27 protein-coding genes are annotated in these 25,141 nt (G+C 56.9%); 18 read left to right on the top strand and 9 right to left on the bottom strand.

Features of this window, described 5'->3' with window-relative positions; translation table 11 throughout:
* The first annotated feature begins 3 nt into the window (after nt 1–3).
* The 6 genes from pcaD (at nt 4) to OS190_RS05095 (ending at nt 6,254) form a co-directional block, all read left to right on the top strand.
* Nucleotides 4–792, top strand: coding sequence for a 3-oxoadipate enol-lactonase (pcaD, locus tag OS190_RS05120; protein ID WP_267157593.1), 789 nt, complete (start codon nt 4–6; stop codon nt 790–792).
* The gene (pcaC, locus tag OS190_RS05115) at nt 785–1,168 is read left to right on the top strand and encodes a 4-carboxymuconolactone decarboxylase (protein WP_267157592.1); all 384 of its coding nucleotides are present in this window, start codon (nt 785–787) and stop codon (nt 1,166–1,168) included. Before pcaD ends, pcaC begins: the two co-directional genes overlap by 8 nt.
* Before the next feature lie 18 nt (nt 1,169–1,186).
* On the top strand, nt 1,187–2,512 hold the full coding sequence (locus OS190_RS05110) for a lyase family protein (protein WP_267157591.1): 1,326 nt from the start codon (nt 1,187–1,189) through the stop codon (nt 2,510–2,512).
* A 3-nt stretch (nt 2,513–2,515) separates the two neighbouring features.
* Nucleotides 2,516–3,727: a TCR/Tet family MFS transporter gene (locus OS190_RS05105; protein ID WP_267157590.1), complete on the top strand. Its 1,212-nt coding sequence runs from the start codon at nt 2,516–2,518 to the stop codon at nt 3,725–3,727.
* A gap of 90 nt (nt 3,728–3,817) precedes the next feature.
* Nucleotides 3,818–4,906, top strand: a complete 1,089-nt coding sequence (locus tag OS190_RS05100; RefSeq protein ID WP_267157589.1) for a Zn-dependent alcohol dehydrogenase — start codon at nt 3,818–3,820, stop codon at nt 4,904–4,906.
* Nucleotides 4,907–5,021: 115 nt separating this feature from the next.
* Nucleotides 5,022–6,254, top strand: a complete 1,233-nt coding sequence (locus tag OS190_RS05095) for a mandelate racemase/muconate lactonizing enzyme family protein (RefSeq protein WP_267157588.1) — start codon at nt 5,022–5,024, stop codon at nt 6,252–6,254.
* A 217-nt stretch (nt 6,255–6,471) separates the two neighbouring features.
* On the opposite strand, the gene OS190_RS05090 is transcribed toward OS190_RS05095, so the two are convergent.
* On the bottom strand, nt 6,472–8,667 hold the full coding sequence (locus OS190_RS05090; RefSeq protein WP_267157587.1) for a dehydrogenase E1 component subunit alpha/beta: 2,196 nt from the start codon (nt 8,665–8,667) through the stop codon (nt 6,472–6,474).
* A gap of 96 nt (nt 8,668–8,763) precedes the next feature.
* Nucleotides 8,764–9,987 carry an acyl-CoA dehydrogenase gene (locus tag OS190_RS05085; RefSeq protein WP_267157586.1) on the bottom strand — a complete coding sequence of 408 codons (1,224 nt, stop codon included), beginning with the start codon at nt 9,985–9,987 and terminating at the stop codon, nt 8,764–8,766.
* An 86-nt stretch (nt 9,988–10,073) separates the two neighbouring features.
* On the opposite strand from OS190_RS05085, the gene OS190_RS05080 reads away from it, so the two are divergent.
* Together OS190_RS05080 and OS190_RS05075 are read left to right on the top strand one after the other, a co-directional pair.
* The gene (locus OS190_RS05080) at nt 10,074–10,982 is read left to right on the top strand and encodes a LysR substrate-binding domain-containing protein (RefSeq protein WP_267157585.1); all 909 of its coding nucleotides are present in this window, start codon (nt 10,074–10,076) and stop codon (nt 10,980–10,982) included.
* 105 nt (nt 10,983–11,087) lie between these two features.
* The gene (locus OS190_RS05075) at nt 11,088–11,438 is read left to right on the top strand and encodes a cupredoxin domain-containing protein (protein ID WP_267157584.1); all 351 of its coding nucleotides are present in this window, start codon (nt 11,088–11,090) and stop codon (nt 11,436–11,438) included.
* 23 nt (nt 11,439–11,461) lie between these two features.
* Here the strand turns inward: OS190_RS05075 and OS190_RS05070 are convergent, their stop codons facing one another.
* From OS190_RS05070 to OS190_RS05060, 3 genes are all read right to left on the bottom strand, one after another.
* On the bottom strand, nt 11,462–12,142 hold the full coding sequence (locus tag OS190_RS05070) for an SOS response-associated peptidase (RefSeq protein ID WP_267157583.1): 681 nt from the start codon (nt 12,140–12,142) through the stop codon (nt 11,462–11,464).
* 299 nt (nt 12,143–12,441) lie between these two features.
* Nucleotides 12,442–12,870 carry a GNAT family N-acetyltransferase gene (locus OS190_RS05065; protein WP_267157582.1) on the bottom strand — a complete coding sequence of 143 codons (429 nt, stop codon included), beginning with the start codon at nt 12,868–12,870 and terminating at the stop codon, nt 12,442–12,444.
* A gap of 295 nt (nt 12,871–13,165) precedes the next feature.
* Complete coding sequence (locus OS190_RS05060) at nt 13,166–14,722, bottom strand: bifunctional metallophosphatase/5'-nucleotidase (protein WP_267157581.1); 1,557 nt, start codon at nt 14,720–14,722, stop codon at nt 13,166–13,168.
* A gap of 172 nt (nt 14,723–14,894) precedes the next feature.
* Here OS190_RS05060 and OS190_RS05055 point away from each other — a divergent pair, with 172 nt between their 5' ends.
* Genes OS190_RS05055 through arsC form a run of 4 tightly spaced genes read left to right on the top strand, consistent with a single transcriptional unit; the run spans nt 14,895 to nt 17,054 of the window.
* Entirely contained in the window at nt 14,895–15,245 is a 351-nt protein-coding gene (locus OS190_RS05055) for a DUF952 domain-containing protein (protein ID WP_267157580.1), read from the top strand.
* Nucleotides 15,242–15,673: a DUF1330 domain-containing protein gene (locus OS190_RS05050; RefSeq protein ID WP_267157579.1), complete on the top strand. Its 432-nt coding sequence runs from the start codon at nt 15,242–15,244 to the stop codon at nt 15,671–15,673. Before OS190_RS05055 ends, OS190_RS05050 begins: the two co-directional genes overlap by 4 nt.
* On the top strand, nt 15,637–16,713 hold the full coding sequence (locus tag OS190_RS05045) for a quinone-dependent dihydroorotate dehydrogenase (protein WP_267157578.1): 1,077 nt from the start codon (nt 15,637–15,639) through the stop codon (nt 16,711–16,713). The genes OS190_RS05050 and OS190_RS05045 overlap by 37 nt, the downstream gene beginning before the upstream one ends.
* Nucleotides 16,710–17,054, top strand: coding sequence for an arsenate reductase (glutaredoxin) (arsC, locus tag OS190_RS05040; RefSeq protein WP_267157577.1), 345 nt, complete (start codon nt 16,710–16,712; stop codon nt 17,052–17,054). The genes OS190_RS05045 and arsC overlap by 4 nt, the downstream gene beginning before the upstream one ends.
* Nucleotides 17,055–17,153: 99 nt before the next feature.
* Here arsC and OS190_RS05035 read toward each other — a convergent pair whose 3' ends face one another.
* Genes OS190_RS05035 through OS190_RS05025 form a run of 3 tightly spaced genes read right to left on the bottom strand, consistent with a single transcriptional unit; the run spans nt 17,154 to nt 19,415 of the window.
* Entirely contained in the window at nt 17,154–18,488 is a 1,335-nt protein-coding gene (locus tag OS190_RS05035; protein ID WP_267157576.1) for an MATE family efflux transporter, read from the bottom strand.
* 1 nt (nt 18,489) lies between these two features.
* Nucleotides 18,490–18,996 carry a PaaI family thioesterase gene (locus tag OS190_RS05030; protein ID WP_267157575.1) on the bottom strand — a complete coding sequence of 169 codons (507 nt, stop codon included), beginning with the start codon at nt 18,994–18,996 and terminating at the stop codon, nt 18,490–18,492.
* On the bottom strand, nt 18,993–19,415 hold the full coding sequence (locus OS190_RS05025; protein WP_267157574.1) for a PaaI family thioesterase: 423 nt from the start codon (nt 19,413–19,415) through the stop codon (nt 18,993–18,995). The genes OS190_RS05030 and OS190_RS05025 overlap by 4 nt, the downstream gene beginning before the upstream one ends.
* 118 nt (nt 19,416–19,533) lie before the next feature.
* Between OS190_RS05025 and OS190_RS05020 the strand changes: the two genes are divergently transcribed.
* Nucleotides 19,534–19,914, top strand: coding sequence for a MerR family transcriptional regulator (locus OS190_RS05020; RefSeq protein WP_267157573.1), 381 nt, complete (start codon nt 19,534–19,536; stop codon nt 19,912–19,914).
* Between the two features lie 35 nt (nt 19,915–19,949).
* Here OS190_RS05020 and OS190_RS05015 read toward each other — a convergent pair whose 3' ends face one another.
* On the bottom strand, nt 19,950–20,162 hold the full coding sequence (locus tag OS190_RS05015) for a hypothetical protein (RefSeq protein WP_267157572.1): 213 nt from the start codon (nt 20,160–20,162) through the stop codon (nt 19,950–19,952).
* A gap of 473 nt (nt 20,163–20,635) precedes the next feature.
* Between OS190_RS05015 and OS190_RS05010 the strand changes: the two genes are divergently transcribed.
* From OS190_RS05010 to OS190_RS04990, 5 genes are all read left to right on the top strand, one after another.
* Entirely contained in the window at nt 20,636–21,037 is a 402-nt protein-coding gene (locus tag OS190_RS05010) for a MerR family transcriptional regulator (RefSeq protein ID WP_267157571.1), read from the top strand.
* Between the two features lie 55 nt (nt 21,038–21,092).
* A complete protein-coding gene (locus OS190_RS05005; RefSeq protein WP_267157570.1) occupies nt 21,093–22,874 on the top strand; it encodes an acyl-CoA dehydrogenase C-terminal domain-containing protein in 1,782 nt (593 codons plus the stop codon).
* Between the two features lie 48 nt (nt 22,875–22,922).
* Nucleotides 22,923–23,135, top strand: coding sequence for a hypothetical protein (locus OS190_RS05000; protein ID WP_267157569.1), 213 nt, complete (start codon nt 22,923–22,925; stop codon nt 23,133–23,135).
* Nucleotides 23,136–23,152: 17 nt separating this feature from the next.
* Nucleotides 23,153–24,310 (top strand): acyl-CoA dehydrogenase family protein, encoded by a 1,158-nt coding sequence (locus tag OS190_RS04995; protein ID WP_416237372.1) that lies wholly within the window; start codon nt 23,153–23,155, stop codon nt 24,308–24,310.
* Between the two features lie 164 nt (nt 24,311–24,474).
* A complete protein-coding gene (locus OS190_RS04990) occupies nt 24,475–25,113 on the top strand; it encodes a glutathione S-transferase family protein (RefSeq protein ID WP_267157568.1) in 639 nt (212 codons plus the stop codon).
* The last annotated feature ends 28 nt before the right edge of the window (nt 25,114–25,141 follow it).

Genomic DNA, 25,141 nt, shown 5'->3' with positions numbered 1-25,141 from the left:
CCCATGAAGATTTTCGACACTGGCGATGTCCGCCTGCACTATCGCGTCGACGGCCCCGCGGATGGTGCGCCGGTGGTTTTTGCCAATTCACTGGGCACCGACATGCGGCTCTGGGACGCGGTATTGCCGTTATTGCCCGAGGGTCCGCGCTATATACGGTATGACAAACGGGGCCACGGTCTGTCCTCCTGTCCTGAGGGGCCCTATTCGATGGGCGCATTGATCACCGATGCAGAACGCTTGTTGGATCATTTGAACGTCAAAGGCTGCGTCTTTGTCGGTCTGTCGATTGGCGGGATGATCGCTCAGGGGTTGGCTGTCAAACGGCTGGATCTGATCCGCGCCATGGTCCTGTCCAACACCGCAGCCAAGATCGGCACGCCCGCAATGTGGGAGGAACGGATTACTGCTGTGGAAACCGGCGGTATCGAAGCCCTTGCTGATGGGGTGATGCAACGCTGGTTCTCGGCCGGATTCTGTACCTCTCCCGAGCTGGAATTGTGGCGCAACATGCTGGTGCGAGGCGAGGACCGGGGCTATACAGGCTGTTGCGCCGCAATTTCAGGCACAGATTTTTATACCCCCACCAGCGGGCTGCGCCTGCCTGCCCTGGGTATCGCAGGCGACGAGGACGGCTCGACCCCACCTGATCTGGTCCGCGAAACCCTTGACCTGATTCCGGGGTCGAAATTTCATCTCATCCGCAAGGCCGGGCATTTGCCCTGCGTTGAAAAACCCGAGGAATACGCCGCCATACTGAGTGATTTTCTGAAAGGAACAGGCCATGTCTGACCGATATGCACGCGGTATGGAAGTGCGCCGCGAAGTCCTGGGCAACCAGCATGTGAACCGCGCTGAAAAGAACAAGACACAAGAGGACATGCCGTTTCAGGACCTGATCACGGAAGGTGCCTGGGGCACGGTTTGGGCGTCGGATGCGATCACCCGCAGGGAACGGTCGATGCTGACACTGGCCTTGCTTGCCGCGACCGGGAATTTTGAAGAGATTGCCATGCATGTCCGCGCAGCTCAACGCACCGGGACAAGCAAGAGCGACATCATCGAAGCTTTCCAACATGTTGCGATCTACGCAGGCGTGCCAAAGGCCAACCATGCGATCAAGATTGCCAAACAGGTCTGGAGCGACCAAGAGACAACCGACAGATAATTTTGGGAATCGCCAGATATGGCCGCATCACTGTTTGACAGCCCGCTATATGCGCAACTCTTTACAACCGGTGACGCAGGTCGCTTGTTTTCAGACAGTGCAGCCATACGCGCAATGCTGCTGGTCGAAGGTGCCTTGGCCAAAGTGCAGGGCACTCTCGGGGTAATCCCCGAAATTTCAGCGGCCGCCATCCATCGCGCCAGTATGGAAATCCAAATAGATCCGGGTGCGATTGCCAAAGCCACGGGCGAAAACGGCGTCTGCGTGCCCGGTCTGGTCGCCGCCTTTCGGGCAGAAATGAATGCTCCGGAACATGCGCAATACGTGCATTGGGGTGCGACCTCGCAGGACATAATAGATACGGCACTGATGTTGCGCTTGAGGCAGGCCTTGGCTCTGGCAGAAACGGACCTGCGCGACATCATCGCGGCGCTCGGCAAACAGGCCGAAGAATTTGCGAAACTGCCAATGACGGCGCGCACCTATGGCCAGCAGGCAACGCCGACCTCCTGGGGGGCGCTGCTCGCGCAATTTGGCGCACCTATGCTTGATGCCTTGACCGCCCTCGAACCCCTGCGACGCACCTCGCTGCTTGTTTCCTTATCAGGCGCTGCTGGAACCGGTTCTGCCCTTGGTCCCCTGGCGAGTGACACACGCGCAGCACTTGCAGGGGCTCTGGGCCTGTATGATCCGGCCCGTTCATGGCATACGGATCGCACACCGGTATTACGCATTGCTGACTGGCAGGCGCAGACACTGGCAGCGCTGGGGCATATGGGGCAAACATTGATCGGTCTGACCACGAGCGAAGTGGCAGAGGTAACATTGGGCGGCACGGGTGCCTCTTCGACCATGCCGCAAAAACAGAACCCGGTCAGCCCTTCTGCCATGTTGGCGCTGCATCATCAAATGGGAGGCCTGCGGGCGGGACTGCAGGCCGCATCCGCGCATCAGCACCAACGCGACGGCGCGGCCTGGTTTGCGGAGTGGATGTTGGTGCCTCAGATCACCCTGAGCCTTGCAGCCGGATTGCAACACGCCAAGGCGCTGAGTGCCGGATTGGCGCCGCATCCGGTACAGATGCGCGCCGCGCTGGAAGGCAATCTGGGGCTGATCCATGCCGAAGCTCTAAGCTTTGCCCTTGCCCGGCATATGCCACGCCCGGACGCCCAGGCCGCATGCAAGGCACTTTGTCTGGAAGCCCGCAAAACGCGCACCCCCCTGCCGGACCTGGCCCTTGCAGATTACCCCGATCTGGACAGAGGTATTTTTGATCCGGCCCGCGCAATGGGGGATGCGCCCGCCGAGGCGCTTGCCTTTGCCGCCCGCGCCAAAGCCCTCTGAGCAATGCGCCCCGCCGTTTTATTCATCATGATAACCGTCATGGTTGATGCCATGGGCATCGGCCTGATGATACCCGTCATGCCCGATCTGATCCGCGAGGTGAATGGCGGCGACCTCAGCCAGGCCGCGCTTTGGGGCGGCCTGCTGACCACAATTTTCGCGGTGATGCAGTTCATGTTCGCGCCGGTAATTGGCGGCTTGTCAGACCGCTTTGGTCGTCGCCCTGTGATCCTGACCTCCCTTGTGGTGATGGCGGCAGACTATGTCGTCATGGCCCTTGCCGGCAGCATTTGGCTTTTGCTGTTGGGGCGCATTGTCGGTGGCATCACATCCGCAACCCAATCCACGGCCTCGGCATTTATGGCGGACATTTCGAAACCTGCGGAACGCACTAAGAACTTTGGCATGATCGGCGCAAGCTTCGGCATGGGTTTTGTCCTTGGGCCGGTGCTGGGGGGATTTCTGGCAGAATACGGCACGCGTGCGCCATTCTGGGCTGCTGCGTTTCTGGCCGCCAGCAATACGATATTTGGCTTTATCGTGCTGAAGGAAACCCTGACTCCCGCACGTCAGCGGGCCTTTGACTGGCGTCGCGCAAATCCATTCGGAGCGGTCAAACACCTGGGGCGATTGCCCGGCGTGCGCCTGCTGTTGACGGTCTATTTCCTGTATAACGTTTCATTCGCCGTATACCCATCGGTTTGGGCCTATTTCGGGCAGGAACGCTTTGCCTGGGAGCCCTCCCTTATCGGTCTGTCACTGGCCTTGTTCGGGGTCACGATGGCGGTCGTCCAAGGCGGGTTGATCCGGCTGGTGGTCAAACATCTCGGCGAACGGGGCACTGTGATTTTTGGCCTGCTCTTTGCCATCGGAACCTATGCGGGAATTGCATTGGTTCCCCATGGCACAGCGATTCTGGCCCTGACACCCGTAGCGGCCTTGGCCGGGGTTATTCCGCCGGCACTGACTGGCATCATGTCGCGCCAGGTGGCGGATAATGCACAGGGCGAATTGCAAGGGGCGTTGACCTCGGCCAATGCGCTGGCGATGATCCTCTCCCCCCTGGCAATGACCGCAACCTTTGCACATTTTACCCGATCTGACGCGCCCCTCTATCTGCCGGGTGCCCCCTTTCTGGTGGCCTGCAGCTTGATGATCCTGGCCCTGTGCCTGTTCGTTTTGCGCAGCCACAACAAAGCTGCCCAACGGACGTGACGTAACAGGTTACATCAAACGTCGTTTAGATGCTTGCACCGGCCCGATTTCAGCGTCAGCCTGACAGAAACGCAATTCAAAGGGTGATACGTGCCAAAAGTCAAAGCTGCAGTCGCATATGCCTTCGGGGCGCCGTTGGTGATCGAGGATGTCGAACTTCGCGCGCCAGAAGGTAGCGAAGTTGAAGTTACCCTGGATGCCGTCGCCATTTGTCATTCCGACATTTCCTTTGCCGATGGCGCATGGGGCGGCTCTTTGCCTGCGGTATACGGGCACGAAGCCGCTGGACGTGTCAGCGCGGTTGGCGCCAACGTGCGTGGGCTGGCAACGGGTGACAGCGTCATCGTCACCTTGATTCGGGCCTGTGGGAGCTGTCCTTCCTGCGCGAGTGGCAAGCCCACGGTCTGCGAAACGCCCTATGACGGAGATCATGGCCCGTTGAAAACCGCCGATGGCGGCAAGCTGCATCAGGCGATGGCCTCTGGTGCCTTTGCGGAAAAGGTCGTTGTGGAACAGGCACAGGTGGTCAAAATAAGCGACGACATTCCCAAAGACGCCGCAGCCCTGATTGCCTGCGGTGTGATCACGGGTGTGGGTGCTGTGGTGAACGCAGCTGGCTTGCGAGCAGGACAGGACGTTGTCGTGATCGGCGCAGGCGGCGTCGGGCTGAACGCCATTCAGGGGGCCCGCATCGCCGGTGCACGACGCATTGTTGCCGTTGACATGAGTGCGGAAAAACTTGACGTGGCCATGGAATTCGGCGCGACAGACGGCGTTCTGGCGACCAGCGGCAAACCATGGCGCGCTGCACAAAGCGCAATGGGCCGAGGGGCCGATGCAGTGATTGTTACCGTTGGCGCAATCCCTGCCTATGATCAGGCACCGCGCTATCTGGCGATGGGCGGCAAGGTGATCATGGTCGGCATGCCCCATTCCGGCGCAATGTCGAGCTACGAACCCGTGATGCTGGCAGCGACTGGGCAAGGCATGGTCGGTTCCAAAATGGGTGATGTCGTAATCCAGCGCGATATTCCCTGGATGGTGGACCTTTACCTGCAAGGTAGATTGAAGCTGGACGAATTGATTTCTGGACGCTGGTCACTGGACCAGATCAATGAGGCCATTGCGGATACCAAGACCGGCGCAGCCCGGCGCAATGTGATTATATTTGAACGCTAAGGGCTGACGCCGCGATTGTGGCCTCAACCTAATCACCACCACCGACCTGCCGGGGGATGTAAGGTCGCAAGTGAAACAGGGGCTGCCCATGTGGCCCGGGAACAGGGACCCCGCCATGAAATTGCACGATCTGGACGTCATCATCACATCCCCCCCCGCACCAGGTTGGGGGGGGCGTTATTGGGTATTGGTCAAACTGACGACGGATACGGGCATCGTCGGTTGGGGCGAATGTTATGCCTCGTCAGTCGGGCCCGAAGCGATGCGCCATGTGATCGAGGACGTCTTCACCCGTCATTTGCAGAACGAAAATCCGGAAAATGTCGAACGCATGTTCCGCCGTGTCTATTCTTCGGGCTTTACACAGCGTCCTGACCTGACCGTGATGGGTGCTTTTTCGGGGCTTGAGATTGCCTGTTGGGATATTCTGGGCAAAGACCGCGATCGTCCCGTTTATGCCATGCTTGGCGGTGTGATGAATGAACGGGTACGGGCCTATACCTACCTTTATCCCTTGCCCCACCATGATCCGACCGCCTTTTGGACCTCTCCCGAAATGGCGGCTGAATCCGCATCTGATTGCGTTGCACGTGGCTATACCGCGGTCAAATTCGACCCGGCCGGCCCCTATACGATGCGCGGCGGGCATATGCCTGCCATGTCGGACATTGCGCAATCCGTGGCCTTTTGCAAAGCCATCCGCGCGGCGGTCGGCGACAAGGCGGACCTGCTCTTTGGTACTCACGGACAGTTTTCAACTGCGGGTGCAATCCGATTGGGTCAAGCCCTCGAACCCTTCACCCCCCTTTGGTTCGAAGAACCGATTCCGCCTGACAATACCGCAGAGATGGCAAAGGTCGCCCGCTCCCTCCGCATACCGATTGCAACCGGTGAGCGCCTGACCACCAAGGCAGAGTTTGCACCGGTGTTACGCAGCGGCGCAGCGACCATTCTGCAACCAGCATTGGGACGTGCCGGTGGCCTATGGGAAATGAAAAAGGTCGCGGCCTTGGCTGAGGTTTACAATGCCCAAATGGCACCGCATCTCTATGCTGGACCGGTGGAATGGGCCGCCAATATTCATCTGGGTGTCAGCATTCCGAACCTGCTGATGGCCGAAACCATTGAAACACCGTTCCACGATCAACTGATCAAAGGCAGCATCAAGGTTGAAGACGGTTTCATTGCTGCCCCGACTGCCCCCGGTCTGGGCATCGACGTTGACGAAGTTCTGGCGCGGGCCCATCCCTACACCGGGACCGACCTGCATCTGCAAATGCAGGACGCGCCATGCGATTACGTAAATGGCAATGCCTTTGAAGGCGGCGCACCGGCGCACAAGACCTGAAGCCAACCAGTATTACCCGGCAGGTGTTCCCGCGCTCCGCCAGGTGCGGACCGTTTTCATCCAAAGAGGTGACCTGCCTCCGATGCCCCACCTGTATCTTCTGCCCAGGTCAGTTGACATTCTGCCGCAGGACGGGCCGATCGATCACACAACGATTTTGTGTCATCCCTGAACAAATCAATGGGGTTTCTCTACACAAGTATCGTTCCTGTCTACCTCATTGCTGTTTGGCAGCTCCCGCCAGAAGGTTTTCAGCCGCAGCCACAATCCCTTCACGCGAAGGCAAGGTTGCGCCATAGGCAGGTCCCGTCGCGATAAAGCTGTCTTCGGCGGTCAGCCGCGCAAAACGCGTCACTTCCTGCTCGCTCAACAGCGCCATCAATGCCTCCGCCTGCCCTCCGGTGCGACGACATTCGTCGACTATGAGTACGGGGCGGTCCCCTATGGCTTCCAGCAAGGCATCTTCGGGGAGCGGTGCCAGCCAGCGCAGATCAATGACCCGTGCCTCAACATCCCTTTGCGCCAGATCAAGCTGGGCCTGACGGCTCAGGTAGTGCCCGTTGCCATAGGTCACAATGGCAATATCCGCACCATCCCCATGCACACCGACACTGCCCAATCCGATTCTTTGATCCGGTGCAGGATAGTGACGCATCCATTCACCATCTCCCGCCTCGGCCAGATCACGCATGGGATATAGCGCAATGGGCTCAAGGAAAACCACGACACGCTGCTCCTCGCGCGCCAAACGATGGCATTCACGCAGCATTTGCGCCGCCTCATCCCCGGTTGATGGGCAGGCTATGATCACCCCCGGAATGTCGCGCAGCACCGCCAGCGAATTGTCATTGTGGAAATGCCCACCGAAGCCTTTCTGATAGCCAAGCGCGGAAATGCGCAAAACCATCGGATTACTCCATTGCCCCTTGCTGAAAAACGGCAGTGTCGCTGCCTCCCCACGCAATTGGTCCTCGGCGTTGTGCAGATAGGCAAGAAACTGGATTTCCGGCATCGGAATGAAGCCGTTATGCGCCAGACCAATCGCCAGCCCCAGAATGCTCTGTTCATCCAACAAAGTGTCGATGACCCGTGCAGGACCGAATCGCGCGTGCAGCTTTTGGGTCACCCCATAGTTACCGCCTTTGCGTCCGACATCCTCTCCCATCAGCAGGGTTTCGGGATATTGCAGCATCAGATCATGGATCGCCCAGTTGATCAGTCGTGACATCGGTTGAGGTTGATCGATCTGCGCAAGGTCACTGCCAAAAATCTCCGCCCGCTGTTCGGCGCTTGGCCCGTTGCCTTGTGTGACGTCCCGTTTCGGCGGGATCAGGCTGGCCATGACCTCGCCTGCGGTTTTCAAACGGGGCGTATCCGCCATCTCCTCTGCCGCCTGCGCAACCTCCTCCAGCATCTCCGTGTAAATTTCCAATACCTGCGCGGCGGTCACCTTGCCCGAAGCAACCAGATGCCCGGCTGTATATAGCAAAGGATCCTGCGCCTCATCCGCTTCAACTTCTGCACGTGGAAGATAGGAGGTCACGACATCCGGCCCTGCATGGCCGTAAAGTCGCACGGTACGCAGATGCAAAAACGCTGGCTTGCGATGGCGGCGTACCCAATCCGTTGCCTCTCGCGCGGTCTGGAGAGCAGCAAAAACATCGCGACCATCGGCTTCGAAATAGGCCATACCGGGCCGCACCGACATCGTGGCTTTCACCCATCCTGTAGGTGTTTTGGTCGATATTCCGATGCCGTTGTCTTCGCAGACAAACAACAGGGGCAAGGGGATACCCTGTACTGCGGTCCATCCCGCCGCATTGATCGCGCCCTGCGCTGTGGAGTGATTCAATGACGCATCCCCAAACGAACACATCGCAATAGCATCCCGTGCCAGAATCGCATGCTCCGGCCGGTTACGCCGGGCAAGAGTGATCGAATGTGCCGCCCCCACCGCCTTGGGCAGATGACTGGCGATGGTCGAGGTCTGGGGCGGGATCATCAAACTGCGCGCGCCCAGTACCTTATGGCGCCCGCCGCTGGTTGGATCCTCTGTCGAACAGGCAAAGGACAACAACATATCGCGCATCATCCCTGCCTGCCCCGCCTTGGCAGCCCGCGCAATCTGAAAGGCGGCATCACGATAATGCAAAAAGGCAATATCATCGACACGCAGGGCATGCCCCAGGGCAGCCATCCCCTCATGCCCGGATGACCCGATGGTATAAAACCCCTGTCCCGCCTTCTGCATCACGCGACTTTGCACATCCAGGGCGCGCGACAGCACCTGCCCCCGGTAAAGCCCCAAGGCTTCCTCCCGGTCAATATCTCCAATATCCGTATCACCAGCGGGGAAATCCTCCGCAGCCACACGACGCAGAAAATTCTCGTGCACGATCGAAACGCGGTCCATATCACCCTCACATAAAAACGCAGAGGCCCGTGTCTCCCACGCGCCCCTGCTTCATCTTGCCCGTAAACTCATCACGCGCCTGCGCGTATCACGGGGTCAAAAGAACGCCTGAAGGCCGGTTTGAGCACGCCCAAGGATCAACGCATGGACATCATGTGTCCCCTCATAGGTATTCACTGTCTCGAGGTTCATCATATGGCGGATGACCTGAAACTCACCGGAAATCCCGTTGCCACCATGCATGTCGCGGGCGTGACGGGCCACTTCGAGGGCTTTGCCACAGTTGTTGCGCTTGACGATAGAAATCATTTCGGGGGCCGCATTCGCCTGATCCATCAGACGACCAACTTGCAACGACCCCTGCAGGCCCAGTGAAATCTCGGTCATCATATCAGCCAGCTTTTTCTGGAACAACTGGGTCTGCGCCAGCGGCTTGCCGAACTGTTTGCGGTCCAAACCGTATTGACGTGCCGCATGCCAGCAGAATTCCGCCGCGCCCATGGCCCCCCATGAAATACCGTAACGCGCGCGGTTCAAACAGCCAAACGGTCCTTTCAGACCGGAGACATGTGGCAACAGAGCATCTTCGCCCACTTCCACACCGTCCATCACGATCTCGCCGGTGATCGACGCCCTCAGGGACAACTTGTTCCCCACCTTCGGTGCGCTCAGGCCTTTCATGCCTTTTTCCAGAACAAAGCCGCGGATCTTTCCCCCGTGCTCTTCGCTTTTGGCCCAGACCACAAAGACATCCGCAATCGGGGCATTGGAAATCCACATTTTCGAACCGGTCAGCTTGTACCCATTCGCGGTTTTCACCGCACGGGTTTTCATGCTGCCTGGGTCGGATCCTGCATCGGGTTCCGTCAGGCCGAAACAACCGATCCATTCACCGGAGCACAGTTTGGGCAGATATTTCTTGCGCTGCGCTTCTGATCCATAGGCATAGATTGGATACATCACGAGGCTTGCCTGTACCGACATCATAGAGCGATACCCTGAATCCACACGCTCGACCTCGCGTGCAACCAGACCATAGGACACATAGCCGCCGCCGAGGCCGCCGTATTCTTCTGGGATGGTGATGCCGAGCAGGCCCATATCACCCATTTCCTTGAAAATCGACGGATCTGTTTCCTCGTTTGCATAGGCCTCGATTACCCGCGGCTGCAGTTTTTCCTGCGCGTAGGACTTCGCACTGTCGCGGATCATGCGTTCGTCTTCTGACAATTGACCGTCCAGACGGAACGGATCGGTCCAGTCGAATGATCCCAGATCGGGCGCATCCTTGGCACGCAGGGCGGGGGTTTCGGCGCTCATCGCAATTCCTTTCGAGAAAGAGGAGTGTTCGGTGGCATCATTGCAAAATCGGGACGGAAAGACTATCGCTGCTTTGTACTGGATGTATGAGAAAAAATCATATGATTGCTCCGCGACGCTTTCTGCCGTCGATCTCGGCATTGCTGGCATTCGAGGCAGTCGCGCGCCTGGGTTCCGCGACTGCCGCCGCACAAGAGCTGTCGCTGACGCAAAGCGCGATCAGCCGCCAGCTCAAGGCTCTTGAGGAACAACTGGATGTGGTGCTGATCCTGCGCAAGGGCCGGCAATTGGCACTGACCCAAGCGGGTCAGGCCTATGTTCCGCAGGTGCGCGACATTCTCAACCGGCTTGCACAAGCCTCGGTTTCCCTGCGCACAAACCCCCATGGCGGCACATTGAACCTTGCCATTCTTCCTGCATTCGGCATGCATTGGCTGGCCCCGCGTCTGCGCGGTTTCGCCGAGGCCCATCCAGAAGTCACCGTCAACCTCAGTACAAGGCTCAAACCCTTTGCGATTTCCGACAGCCCGTTCGATGCGGCCATTCACTTTGGTCACGAGGATTGGCCGGGGGTGCGTTATCTGCCCCTGATGCCCGAAACCGTCGTGCCCGTTTGCGCACCCGATATGATAGCAGCGCCCTTGACCCAGGCTGCTGACATGCTGGCCCATCCCCTGTTGCATCTTGAGACCCGCCCCCGCGGTTGGGCACGTTGGCTTGCCGCCCTGGGTGTAACTGCCGATCCGCCCTCCGGTATGGTGTTTGACCAATTCTCGACAATGGCACAGGCGGCGATCCATGGGCTTGGTGTCGCGCTGTTGCCCACATTCTTTGCGCAACCCTATTTGCGGGATGGTCAACTCATGCTGGCGTCGGCACAATCCACGCAGAGCATCGGCAGTTACTTCCTCGTCTGGCCTGCCGATCGCGATGAGGGTGCTGCACTAGTTTCCTTTCGCAGTTGGTTGGCAGGACAAGCCCAAACATCGGAATGAACACGGTGCCTCCCAATTTCCGCCCTGTTTGCCAAACTTTCGCCGCATTTACCCTTTAAGAAAAATTGTCTGTGACCGGGTGGGGCCGTTACAAGGAGCATTTCAATGCTTAATTCTTATCGCAAGGGCGCTGTAGCACTTGCTGCTGCTCTCAGTTTTGTGGCCGGTGCTGCGCATGCGGAGGAACATGTTGTGATCATCAATGATGGCAGCTATTTCCCTAATCTGGTTTTTGCGACGCCCGGTGACAAAATCACCTTTCAAAACCGCAGTGACACGTCTCACACCTTGACCGGTGAAGGCCAGCAATGGACCTCCGGTTCGATCGCATCCGAAGGGGCCTATCTACTGGAAGTCAAAGCCGAGACCCCGCCAAAGTTTTCGGGTCTGGACGCAGCGGGCAATGAAGTTGCCGGTGAAATCGTCTTTGCCCAAGCCCCTTCTGACGAAAACTAAGACCCCTCAGCCCAGCGCGGTCTTCATCTGGCATCACTCGCCAGAGGTTGGATCAACGCGGACCCACTGGCGCGATTGGAATTTACGGCGCGGTCAACGCGGTGCCACTGCAACAGATCATCTGGTGCAGCGGTCATCAGCGTTGCCGCGCCCTTTCCTTGTTCCCCCAGCCAGAGCGCCCAGGCATCAGGCTCCAGAATGACAGGCATCCTGTGATGGATCGCCTGCATGGATGCATTTGCGCATGTGGTCACGATTGCACAGGTGGACAATACCTCGCCCTCGGGCGCCTGCCAGTCCTGCCAGACAGCGGCCAGAGCCAGCACCCCACCATCCGTTCGTTCAATGTACCAAGGATCGCGCCCCTCATCAGCGGCTTTGGTCCATTCGTAAAATCCTGTGGCAGGAACCAATCCCCGCCGTGTTCGTGCAGCATCGCGAAAGGCAGGTTTTTCCGCCAGTGTTTCAGCCCGTGCATTGATAAGCAAAGGTCCGCCATTCAGTTTTTTGTACCAGCGCGGAATAAACCCCCAGCGCATCGCACGCAGCCTGCGCCCGCCCTGCCCGTCACCGGTAACGATGGGCACATCATTGGTCGGGCAAACGTTATAATTGGGCAGTTGCGGCATGACGTTATCCGGCGCGGCAGCAAAAAGCTGCGCCATCGCATCGGGTGGCATTGTCACGGCCATGCGTCCGCACATCAGGGTCTCTCCTTGGCTACTGGTTTTGGTGATGCTAACCGCATGCCCCCACTTTCGCAAAACCCAGGCACAACCATTGCTCATCCAGTTGTCTTGGCAAAGATGAGAACGCCCAAGAGGTTCGGGTCAGATCGCAAATTGGTGTGACTATGGTGGTTGCACTGTTTTTTCAGCCTTTCACGTGACCAATCTGCGATGCCCGGACTAACGCCGCCATCGGATGATCTTTCACACAATGCCCGATGACGCGCAGCAATGGAGGAGGGCACCGTCCTCTCATGCCCTCCACCGGATGCTATCTAGGTGGTCGGCATCGCCATTTTGACTGTTTCATCGCCTGTAGGTTCGAATGTGCCTTCACCGATGATCTCAAAACCATACTGTGTGTAAAATGGCAGACCAATCTTGTTGGCTTTGAATACTTCGACCTCAAGCGGCCCTTTCAACGCCACAACATGGTCAACCATTTGTCGGCCCAGACCCTGCTTTTGGTGGGATGGATGAAGGAACAAGCCACCGATTTCAGTGTCGATCATTGCGATAAAGCCTGCCGGAGTTCCGGCGACTTCAAGTACCCAGGTTTCTGCATGCGGCAGGTATAAATTACGCAAATCCCTGCGCACCTGGTTTCTGACGTCAGCAGGTAGAAACGGATGGGCAAGAACCTCTGCCTTGTCCCAGATAGAGATCAGAGCATCGGCATCCGATCTGTCGTATGTACGAATCATTATGATGAACTTTCGTGTTCGACGTGCGGAAACATCCGCACTTCATGGTATGGATTGACTAAGAATAAACCGACCGCCACGGCATCATCGCCGTTCTGGCTTTGTCAGGATTTAAACCAGGAGGCGATAGTGCCTCCCCTCAGTAACGGGGCATAGAATCTCCATGAACACCGGGCAAGGCTATCGCAGCACCGCCGCTCTTGCAAGGAATCCAGACCGCTTCCGCGTGGGTACGGGATCAAAAAAGGGCGCAACCAACAGGATGCGCCCTTCTTCTGTCGTCATGTAACTGCAGTTACTTTTTGGTGATCCGTCCATCCGTATAGGGTTTGTACGGCGCATGGGCGGCAATGTATTCGGCCGTGACATCTGCCACATCTGGGCCGAAATCATAGGCGTTGGCAGCGTTCTTGAACATTTCGTAGCCGTCTCCGCCGTTGCGTACATAGTTGTTGGACACAATGCCATATGTCGCCGCCGGATCGAGCGGCTCACCGCCTACTGTCACGTCACTTACCCGCGAACCAACTTCTGCAGCAGCGTCAAAGGCATAGGTCATCCCTGCAACCTGCGGGAAACGCCCGGCACCTTCCTCAACCTGCGACACGCCGTTTTCAAGTGCCTCCAACAGGACGGCACCCGTCACCTGGAAGGTGGACAGCGTGTTCTGGAATGGCAGTACCGTCAATACTTCGCCCATGGTCACTTCCCCCGCGTCAATCGATGCGCGGATGCCCCCACTGTTCTGAAAAGCCACCTGGATCCCCTGGTTCGCAACACGATCCAGCATCGCATCGGCAATCAGGTTGCCCATCGTACATTCCATGGCCCGACAAACGTCGCGATCACCACCGATCACTTCATCGGTCTGCGCTACCACCTTGTTGCGGATTTCTTCCAATGGGCCTGCAGCCTCGGTGATGCGCGCGATCGTGCCTTCGTCTTCGGTCACGGCAGCGTCAAGAACCACAGGTTCGCCTTTCGCTTCGGTGATATTGCCCGCATCATCAAAGGTGACGTTCAACTCTCCCAGAAATTTACCATAGGCATAGGCCTGCACGATCGCAGTATTGCCAACCATCGTTGGGTAAGGCCCTTCGGCACGTTCGTTGGTGTTGGACAGCAGGGTGTTGGAATGTCCACCGACAATGACGTCAACACCGGTGGTGCCTTCGGCGACCTTTTGGTCAACACCATATGAGGAATGGCTCAGCACGATGATTTTGTTCACCCCCTGAGCCGTCAGCTTGTCAACTTCGGCCTGCACCGCCGCCACCGGATCGGAAAAGGTGATATTGTCGCCAGGACTGGCCAGCTCGTCTGTATCTTCGGGCGTCAGACCGATCAGACCCAGCTTTTCACCGCCCCGCTCAATCACGGCTGACTTGGCCAGACTATCCGCGAGCAAGGGCTCACCCGAAACATCCGCATTGGACATCAGGACCGGGAATTCCACCGCATCCATAAAGCCTTTCAACACTTCTGGCCCGTCATCAAATTCGTGGTTACCGACGGTCATGCCGTCATATCCCATCTGGTTCATCATCTCCGCGGCCAATGCACCCTTGTAATAGGTGTAGAACAGCGTGCCCTGAAACTGATCCCCGCCATCGACGAGGATCGAGTTAGTCGAACGCGCCCGCGCCTCGGTGATCGCAGTCATCAATCTTGCGGAACCACCAAAACACTTGCCTTCTGCATTATCCTCAGCAGAACAGGGCCCGTCATATTTGCTGATCGGCTCGAACCGCGCATGAAAGTCGTTAGTGTGCAAGATCGTCAGTGTATAATCGGCAGCAGCACCACCGGCCATCAGACCAAGTGCCGCAACGCTAGACAGGAATCGTATCATTGGTTTTCCCCCAAATGGAATCTATATCCGCATCGTGCATCCCTGTCCTGCCACTGTCAAAGAAGTAGTGCGCCACTGCCTTCGGGTCAGCCACTGCGCGCTCAATCCAACTGCACATGCAAGGTGCCACTGGCGGCTTGACGCTCCCCGGACAGACAGGCATCACATCCGCATGTTGATTTATAAAATATTCCGAACCGACGAATGGCAGATGCTGCGCGATAACGGCGAAACGGCAGGGGCTCCGATCGATCTGGCCGATGGCTATATTCACTTTTCCACAGCAACCCAGGCAGCAGAGACCGCGGCAAAGCATTTTGCCGGGGTTGACGGGCTGTTCTTGATCGCGGTCGATGCAGATGCCGCCGGTGATGCACTCAAATGGGAACGCTCTCGCGGCGATGCGCTGTTTCCGCATCTCTACCGTAAGATGTCACTTGCCGATGTGATCTGGGCGCAGCCATTGCCATTACAGGACGGCAGGCACCAGTTTCCTGCCGGTTTTGAGAAGGCCAGCCAATGACTGACTATATCGACCCTCACCGCGCCCAGTTCGACACCTTCAAGGCCCTCGACAGGGACCTTCCCCTGAACATGCTCAACCTTGTGGCGTTTCGTGATCTGGCGAATTATCCGGGCGATCATGAACTGGCCCGCGACGGGCTTTCTGGGGCCGAAGCCTATGCCAACTATGGCGCAAAAACCGCTGCAATTCTGGATAAAGTCGGCGGCAGCATCCTTTGGCGAGGCAGCTTTGAGCTGACACTTATTGGCCCCTCAGAGGAAATATGGGACGCGATGTTCATCGCGCAATACCCAACGGCACATGCATTTCTGGCGATGATTTCTGACCCCGCCTATCAAAAAGCTGTCGTGCACCGTCAAGCCGCAGTCAAAACCTCACGGTTGATCCGATGCCAGCCTACAAACATCACAGGACAATTTGCGTGAATTCACTGCTTGAGAAACTCGGGTTGAATGTCCTGCACCGGCTCGACCCCGAGACGGCACATGCTCTGGCCATCCGTGCCTTGCAAATGGGTCTGGCCGCCGCACCGGGGCCGGTTACCTCGAACCGGCTCAAGACCACAGTCGCCGGAATTACCTTGTCCAATCCTATCGGCCTTGCCGCCGGGTTTGACAAGAACGCAACCGCGATCGCGCCACTCTCGCGCTGCGGTTTTGGCTTTATCGAAGTTGGTGCGGCAACCCCCCTGCCGCAACCGGGCAACCCCAAACCACGCCTGTTCCGGCTGACAAAGGACCGCGCAGCGATCAACCGCTTCGGGTTCAACAATGATGGTGCCCAAGCAATCTGCACCCGGCTAACACAGCATGACGCAGTCGTGCCCGTTGGCCTGAACCTCGGCGCGAACAAGACAAGCACCGATCGCGCGGCTGATTTCGCCCGCGTGATGCAGGCAGTCCGCAATCACGTGGATTTTGCCACAGTCAATGTCTCCTCGCCCAACACCGAAAAACTGCGTGACCTGCAAGGCAAGGCCGCTTTGGCCGCTCTGCTCGACGGAGTCATGGACGTTCGCGGAACGACGCCGGTCTTCCTGAAAATCGCACCTGATCTGACAGAGCAAGAGATTGCAGATGTGGCGGAAGTTGCGACACAGGCAGGCGTTGCCGCGATCATTGCGACCAACACAACACTGGATCGTACAGGTCTGCGCTCAAAACATGCAGGTCAATCAGGTGGCCTGTCCGGCGAACCACTTTTTGAACGTTCGACGCGTGTATTGGCACGGCTGTCGACCTTCACCGATATTCCTTTGATTGGGGTCGGGGGCGTCGGGTCCGCTGCACAGGCCTATGCCAAGATCTGTGCCGGAGCTTCTGCGATACAACTTTACACTGCATTGGTCTATGGTGGTATGTCACTGGTGGCACAAATCGCTCATGGCGTCGATGCGCTACTTTCCCAGGACGGCTTTGCCAATGTTGCAGATGCCGTCGGCAGCAAACAAACGGAATGGTTATGATCACAATTTGGCACAACCCGCGGTGCTCAAAGTCCCGTCAGGCATTGGCTCTGATCGAAGAGTCAGGCGCAGAAGTCACCGTAAGACAATACCTTATGGACGCGCCAACTGCAGCCGAAATCACCACGGCGCTTTCGGCATTGGGTGATATTCCAGCGATAAAGATGATGCGCAGCGAAGATAAACTGTTCAAGGAATTGGGCTTCAGCAAGGACACCCCTGACGAAGAACTGATCGCCGCTATGGTTGCCCACCCTGCTCTGATCGAAAGGCCAATCGCCTTTTCCCACGACCGAGCCGCCATCGGGCGACCCGTCGAAGCCATTGAGGAATTACTGTAGCTGATAGGGCTGTCGCCCCCAATACCCTGCCCGGTGCCAGAGATGCATCAACAGGGTATCGCGGTGTCGGACGCTCAAAGGGTGATAGGCATGGTATCTTCAGGACGCGCTGACCGATCGTTCCAGCGCCGGATAGCGCAGTCCCAAAGTGACGCCACGCGCCACAAAGGAAATCAACATCGCCGCCCAAAGACCGTGGTTTTCAAAAATTGGCACGAGGATCAGCACCGCAATCACAAACACCACAAAAGACACCGCCATCATGTTGCGCATGTCACGGGACTGCGTCGCCCCGATAAAGACACCGTCCAACATAAAAGCCGCACAGGCCAATACGGGTACCAGCATCATATAGGGCAAATAGACCCGTGCGGCTGCTTGCACCTCTGGTGCCTTGGCCATCAGATCGATGATTTTTGGCCCGAAGAACCCGAACCCGAACAGCAACAACAGCGACACGATACCTGCCCAGAACGAGGCCAGTACCGCCCCGCGCCGCAGGTCCGCTACCCGGCGCGCACCCACCGCACGTCCCACCAGGGCCTCCGCGGCAAAGGCAAAACCATCAAGTCCGTAGGCCGTGATCATCAGGAATTGCAGTAATACCTGATTGGCGGCCAGTGTCACATCTCCCATGTCGGACCCGATAAAGACAAAAGACAGGAAAATCGCCTCAAGCAACATGGAACGGATCAGAATGTCGGTGTTCAGTCGGATCATCCGGACCCAGCGCAGGCGGTTGAAAACCTGTACCCAATTACGCCAGTCGGGGCTTTGAAACACGCCACGGCAGAACCACATCCCAAGGGCAGCACCGCTCCATTCCGCGATAAAGGTAGCGATGGCCACCCCTTCGACCCCCCAACCAAGACCCAGTACAAACCATAAATCCAGGCCGATGTTCAATCCGTTCATCCAGAGTTGGATCACCAACACAGCACGGGTGCGTTCCTGAGCGATCAACCAACCGGTAATTGCATAGATCGAAATAGCAGCAGGAGCCGACCAGACGCGGATCGCCATATACTGCCGTGCCAGGGTTTCGACCTCGGCTGAGGCGGGCGAAACATTGAACGCAAGCCAGAATAACGGGAATTGCAGGAGTATCACCAGCACCCCCGCTCCCAGGCCGATCATTAGCCCACGGGTCAACAAGGCCGCGACTTCACCTGTATCACCGTCGCCTGCCGCTTGTGCGGTCAGCCCAACAGTCCCCATGCGCAAAAAGCCGAAGAACCAATAGAAAGCAGACAGCACAATTGCGCCCAATCCGACAGCACCAATCGGCGCGGCCGCGCCCAATTGCCCGACAACGCCTGTGTCGACAGCACCCAGAATAGGTATCGTTGCGTTGGAAATGACAATTGGCAGGGCGATTTGCAGCACCCGCTTATGTGTGATCGCACCCGCCACAGCAGTTTCGGGAACCGTCATTTCAGGCGTCCCGTTGTGGCATCACGAAATGTCCTGTTGCCTGGGCATAAAGCCGCGCCCGATTGTCCTGCCACCCTTCTACATGCACAGAGGCATAACGCCGCCCCGCCCGTGTGATCCGTGCCCGCGCGTAAGCATCACGTGGCAGACCGGAACGCAGGTAATCGGTGGTAAAATCAATTGTCTTTGGCAGGCGTGGCAGTTTGATCTGTTCCAGGTTTTCAACGTTCAATGCACCGCTTTCCATGTCTTCCCAGATCATGCCCCAGCTCAAGGTGATGATCGCAGTCACTTCCAGAAAGGCAGCGGTTGCACCCCCGTGCAAGGCGGGCAGAATCGGGTTGCCGATCAATTCTTCCTTGAACGGCATGATCGCGGTAAGTTCGTCCCCGCGCCGTTCAAATTCGACGCCCAGAAACTGAATATAGGGAACACCCTTGGTCAGGGCGCGCAGCACACTGTCACGGCGTTGTTTCACGACTTGTACAGGTTCGGGCCGTTTGCTCATTTGCCACTCCCCGCCGTAAATGTGCCAGTGGCCATAGCAACGGGCAAGTCTTCGTCCTCGTCTGTTGCCGTCGCCCGGACAAAAGCAACCGAACGGGTCACATGATAACAGGTTGCACGCGCCGTGATCCGCTGTCCCGGCGTGGCAGCCCGCAAATATTCAATGCGTAAATCGATCGTTGCGGTACCTGCCGGATTGCTCGGATGGCTCATCACTGCCGCTCCGCAACAGGTGTCCATCAGGGCAGATACGGCACCACCATGAACCACCCCTGTTTCAGGGTCACCTACAATCCTGTCCGAATAGGGCATCGAAATAACGGCGGTTCCGGGATCCAGCTCTTCCAGCTCCATCCCCAGGGCATCTGCATGCGGCAATGCGCGAATGAACTGTCCTGCCCGCTCGATCTTGTTTGTCATGTCCGGGGTCCTTTGGGCGAATTTGCCCCTTTATCCCCAGCCTCGCAGCAAAGGGCAAGGCCACCTGTTGCGCTCCCTTTGCCATCGGCTTAACTTATATCTGAGGGAGTAAGTTTCTATGGCCGATGACCGCCTGACGTTCAAGGAAATGTGTGCCAAATTCGATGTAACACCGCGTACCCTGCGGTATTATGAATACATCGAATTGCTACATCCCGACCGCGAAGGCCGTTCTCGTTTCTATGGCCCCCGTGAATCTGCACGCATGAAGCTGATCCTGCGTGGGCGTAAATTCGGTTTCCCGCTCGAGGTGATCCGCCAATGGTTGCTGATCTACGAAAAGGAAGGCAATGAAAGCCAGATGAAGGCATGGATTGCCTTGGCGGATGAACAACTCGAAGAACTTTCGGACCAACAAGCGCAACTGCAAGATGCCATCCGGGAACTTCAGGCTCTGCGCGACGAAACGGCATCGGAACTTGCCAAAATAGGCAGTTAGGCCTTCATCGGCGCCGTCCTGCTGCAACGACCGCGCTATTGGGTCAGTGTTTTCTTGCCTTTGATGTCAGAGCGAATCCTTTCAAGATCCGCACTCAGCGCAACCAGTCTGCCGATCATGTTGCTTGGCAGTTGTTCAGCCAGATCAAAGATTGCGCCATCAATCAATTTTGACGCGGTATCAATATCCGCGAGCGCACGCTCTTTTTCTGCCTGCTGCTCGTGCGGAGACACATATGAACGGGCCATGGCGAAAATCCTACTTATAGGCACTTAGATCAATTGGTTGTGCCAAACGCTAAAATTGCGAGACAACAGCGGCTACCACATTTCATACCCGGTCAACATAACTACATCTGACCTCGGCACTATTTTGCCAAGCTTTCCCGCTGCCCCACGACCAGATAGAGGCCTTCGCAGGCACCATCAACTGGATTGGGATGCGAAGTCTCGATCCGGTAAGGCTTCATCACCGGTGAGCCTGCTCTATTTCCCTGTTCACTATTTCAATTCCCTAAAATAGCCCCTCTGCATCGCATTCCCCAAAGAAATTACAACTTTACCAAAACGGTCGTTACGTAAACCCGTAAAATGACGTGACGTCCATGTTACGTCAACCATCTGCGGTATTGTATGCAACGCTGAGACACCACACATCTTAATCCATCAAGGCACCAAACAGCCAAGTGGATAACCTGTTATTTGTGACGAGAGTAAATGATATGACCAGCGATATGATGACGATCCGCCAGATGTGCGACACCTTTGACGTAACGCCGCGCACCCTGCGTTTTTACGAAGCCAAGGAACTGCTGTTTCCTGAGCGTGAAGGTCAAAAACGCCTGTTCACCAAGCGCGATCGCGCCCGTTTGAAACTGATTCTGCGCGGCAAGCGGTTCGGCTTCAGTCTGGAAGAAATCCGCCAGCTCCTGGATCTCTACCATCGTGGCGACCAGCAAAAGACCCAGATCACCCGCGCCTATGGCATAGCCCGCGACCGTCTGACCGATATGCTTGCCCAGCGTGAAGAGCTGGACGCCGCCATCGACGACCTCAAGGAACAGCTGAAGTGGGGAGAAAAGATAATGTCTTCCCTCAACCAAACGCCGAGCATGGCAGAATAACTGCCAAACCGCGCGTCCCCTCCGGCCAAAAGTTTTATCTCAAAGGGAGAGCCTCATGCCTTCATACACCGCCCCGATCAAAGACATGCAATTCGTTCTGCATGACGTGCTGAAAATCAGCGAGGCATCCATTCCCGGCTACGAAGACCTGGACCCTGATTTCACTTCTGCCATCCTTGAAGAAGCGGGCAAACTGACCACTGAGGTGATCGCACCGCTGAATACGGTTGGTGACAAGGAAGGCTGCCGTTTGGAAAACGGCGTGGTCTATACCCCCACCGGCTTCAAAGACGCGTTTGACAAGGTCAAGGAAGGCGGCTGGACCGGTCTCGATATGCCCGAACAATATGGTGGTCAGAACATGCCACAGGTCATCGGATCTGCTGTAGGGGAAATGTTCTCGGCCGCGAACCAGGCCTTTACGATGTATCAAGGCCTGACTCATGGCGCGGCCTCGGCCATTCTCGCCCATGGCACCGATCAGCAAAAGGACACCTATCTGCCCAAGATGGTTTCCTGCGACTGGACCGGTACGATGAACCTGACAGAACCGCATTGCGGTACCGATCTCGGCCTCATGCGTAGCAAAGCCGCCCCTCAGCAGGATGGATCCTACAAGATCACCGGCCAGAAGATCTTTATCTCGTCGGGCGAACACGACATGGCCGACAACATCATCCATCTTGTACTGGCCAAGATCGAGGGCGGTCCTGAAGGCATCAAGGGTGTATCCTTGTTCATCGTACCCAAGTTCAACGTGAACGAAGACGGTTCGCTGGGAGAGCGCAACAGCGTCACGGTTGGCTCCATCGAAGAAAAGATGGGCATTCACGGCAATTCGACCTGCGTGATGAACTATGACGGCGCGACCGGATATCTTCTGGGCGAAGAGCATAAAGGCATGCGCGCCATGTTCACCATGATGAACGAGGCGCGCCTGGGCGTTGGCATGCAGGGCCTGGCCCAGGCCGATGTCGCCTACCAGAATGCTGTCATCTATGCCAACGATCGTTTGCAAGGCCGCGCAGTCACAGGTGCGCAGGCACCGGACAAACCCGCTGATCCAATCATTGTGCACCCCGACGTTCGCCGGTCGTTGATGGATCAGAAATCATTTGTCGAAGGCGCGCGCGCCTTTATCCTCTGGGGAGCGTCGATGATTGACGCTGCCCATCGCTCTGGCGACAAGGACGCGGATGGCCTGGTCTCCCTGCTCACACCTGTAATCAAGGGTTTCCTGACCGATGTCGGCTATGACATGACTGTCAAGGCGCAACAACTCTATGGTGGCCATGGCTATATCGAAGAATGGGGCATGTCCCAATTCACCCGCGATGCACGGATCGCGATGATCTATGAAGGGGCGAATGGCGTTCAGGCACTGGACCTCGTGGGCCGCAAATTGGCGCAGGACGGCGGCAAACACGTGATGGCCTTCTTTGACCTGGTAAAATCCTTTTGCAAGGACAATGCCGGCACCGATGCGGCATTTGACAAAGGTTTCATCGAACCTCTGAAAGCAGCAAGCAAGGATTTGCAAAGCGCGGGCATGTATTTCATGCAGAACGGGATGAAAAACCCCAACCATGCCCTCGCAGGTTCCAACGACTTCATGCATATGTTCGGTCATGTATGTCTGGGCCTGATGTGGGCAAAGATGGGTCTGGCATCAAATGCTGCCCTTGCCAACGGGGCCTCTGACGCGGCGTTTCACGAGACAAAACTGGCGACAGGCCGCTACTATATGGCACGCCAGCTGCCCGCGACTGCCCTCCACCTCACGCGCATCCAGTCGGGTGCGGATACAGTGATGGCGCTCGACGCGGCGAACTTCTAAAGTGATGGTCGGACAGTTCTGTCCGGCCAACACAATTCGGAGAAACAAGTGCCCAAACGCTTTCGCCTGACCCGTCGTTTTCCGGTCGCCATGACCGAAGACGGCTACCGTGTGCTCAAGAAATTCAGCGCAGAAGCAGGTCTGGATGAGGGCGAGGCACTTTCCTTCCTCTTCGAAAACTTTGCTTCGGTGATCAACGAAGAAAACCTGACGGCGCGACTGCGCTTGTTCAATGCTGAACTCGACGACCGTAAACGTTAGAAATCCTGGGGGATGATATGAAAGACCTGGCCGCAGAATCATCTGTCTGGATGACCGAAGAACACCAGATGCTGGCTGAGATGACGGCCAATTTCATCACGACCGAATGGACCCCGAAATTCGAGAAATGGCGCAAACAGTCCGAAATGGACCGCGACACATGGAACGAAGCCGGGGCATTGGGCCTGCTTTGTGCCTCCATCCCCGAAGAATATGGCGGTGCCGGTGGGGACTTTGGTCATGAGGCTGCGATCTATCTCGAATCCGCCCGCGCCAACCTGGCAAGCTGGGGCAATGGCATCCATTCCGGTATCGTGGCGCATTATTTCCTGGCCTATGGCACAGAAGAGCAGAAAAAGCGCTGGTTGCCCAAGATGGTCTCGGGCGAAATGGTCGGTGCCCTGGCGATGACCGAACCTTCCACAGGATCGGACGTACAGGCCATCAAGACACGCGCGATCAAAAACGGCAACAGCTACCGTCTGTCGGGTCAGAAAACCTTCATCACCAATGGCCAGCACGCCGACCTCATCATCGTCGCAGCCAAGACAGACCCAAAAGAAGGCTCCAAAGGTGTTTCGCTGGTGGTGGTAGAAACGGAGGGTGCGACGGGCTTCCAACGTGGCCGAAACCTTGAAAAAATAGGCAAACACGCCTCCGACACATCAGAGCTGTTTTTTGAAAACGTCGAAATTCCGCCTGAAAACATCCTGGGCGGTGAAGAAGGCAAAGGTTTTTACCAGATGATGCAGCAATTGCCGCAAGAGCGGCTGATCATCGCCTGCGAAGCGGTCGGTGCCATGGAAGGTGCCATGGCCCGCACCATCGCCTATTGCAAGGAACGCGAAGCCTTTGGCGGCCCGCTGACACAGTTCCAAAACACCCGCTTCAAACTGGCCGAATGCAAAACCAAAACGACCGTCGCGCGCGCATTCCTTGACCAGTGCATCGCGCAACACCTGCGCGGGGAATTATCCGTGGATCGCGCTGCAATGGCAAAATACTGGCTCACCGATACACAAGGTGAAGTGTTGGACGACTGTCTGCAACTGCACGGCGGGTACGGGTTCATGCAGGAATATGCCATTGGTGAAATGTGGGCCGACGCACGCGTTCAACGTATCTACGGAGGCACCAACGAGATCATGAAAGAACTGATTGCGCGCAATCTCTGACCCATCGACCAAGACGTAAGAACAGGATTGAGTTTATTTGCAAAGTGAAACCAGAGGGCCCGACAAACACCACGCACAAAGCCATTGAGCGACCTCAGGCTTCATCTTGCCATTAAACTCATCTGGGGCTTGCCCCAGTCCGACGCATATCAAAGGATCACCCCATGACCATAAAACTGCACTGCTTTGGCGAAAGTGGCCATTCTTACAAGGCGGCATTGGCACTGGAACTTTCGGGACTGGACTGGGAGCCGGTCAAAATCGACTTTTTCGCCGGTCAGGGACGCTCTCCCGAATTTCGCACCGGTTTGAACGTAATGGGAGAGGCACCCGTCATGATTGATGGTGATGTCAAACTGACTCAATCCGGTGTGATCCAGGACTATATTTCCGAAAAATCGGGACATTTTGGCGGCGCGAACGCGCAAGAACGCCGCGAGATCCTGCGCTGGGTGCTTTGGGACAATCACAAGCTCAGTTCAATGGCAGGTCTGACGCGTTTTCTCATGAATTTCCTGCCAGAAGACAAGCAACCCAAAGAGGTCATCAACTTTAACCTTGCTCGCCTGAAAGGCACCTATGACGTGCTGAATACCCATCTTGAAGGCCGCGACTGGATTGTCGGAAATACCCTGACCAATGCGGATCTGACCTGCTGTGGCTATTTATTTTACCCCGAACCCTTCGGGTTTGATCGGAGCGAATGGCGTAATATCGACGCCTGGCTGACGCGTCTTTCTGAAACACCGGGCTGGAAGGCCCCCTACGATCTGATGCCCGGATCACCGGCTGACCGGGCATAGGCAACATTAGCGCCGAGCGCGCTTAATC

Source organism: Sulfitobacter sp. F26204, assembly GCF_026410305.1.
GTDB lineage: Bacteria > Pseudomonadota > Alphaproteobacteria > Rhodobacterales > Rhodobacteraceae > Sulfitobacter.
Note: the sequence above shows the minus strand (reverse complement) of the source record. Positions and strands in the feature narration are given on the sequence as shown.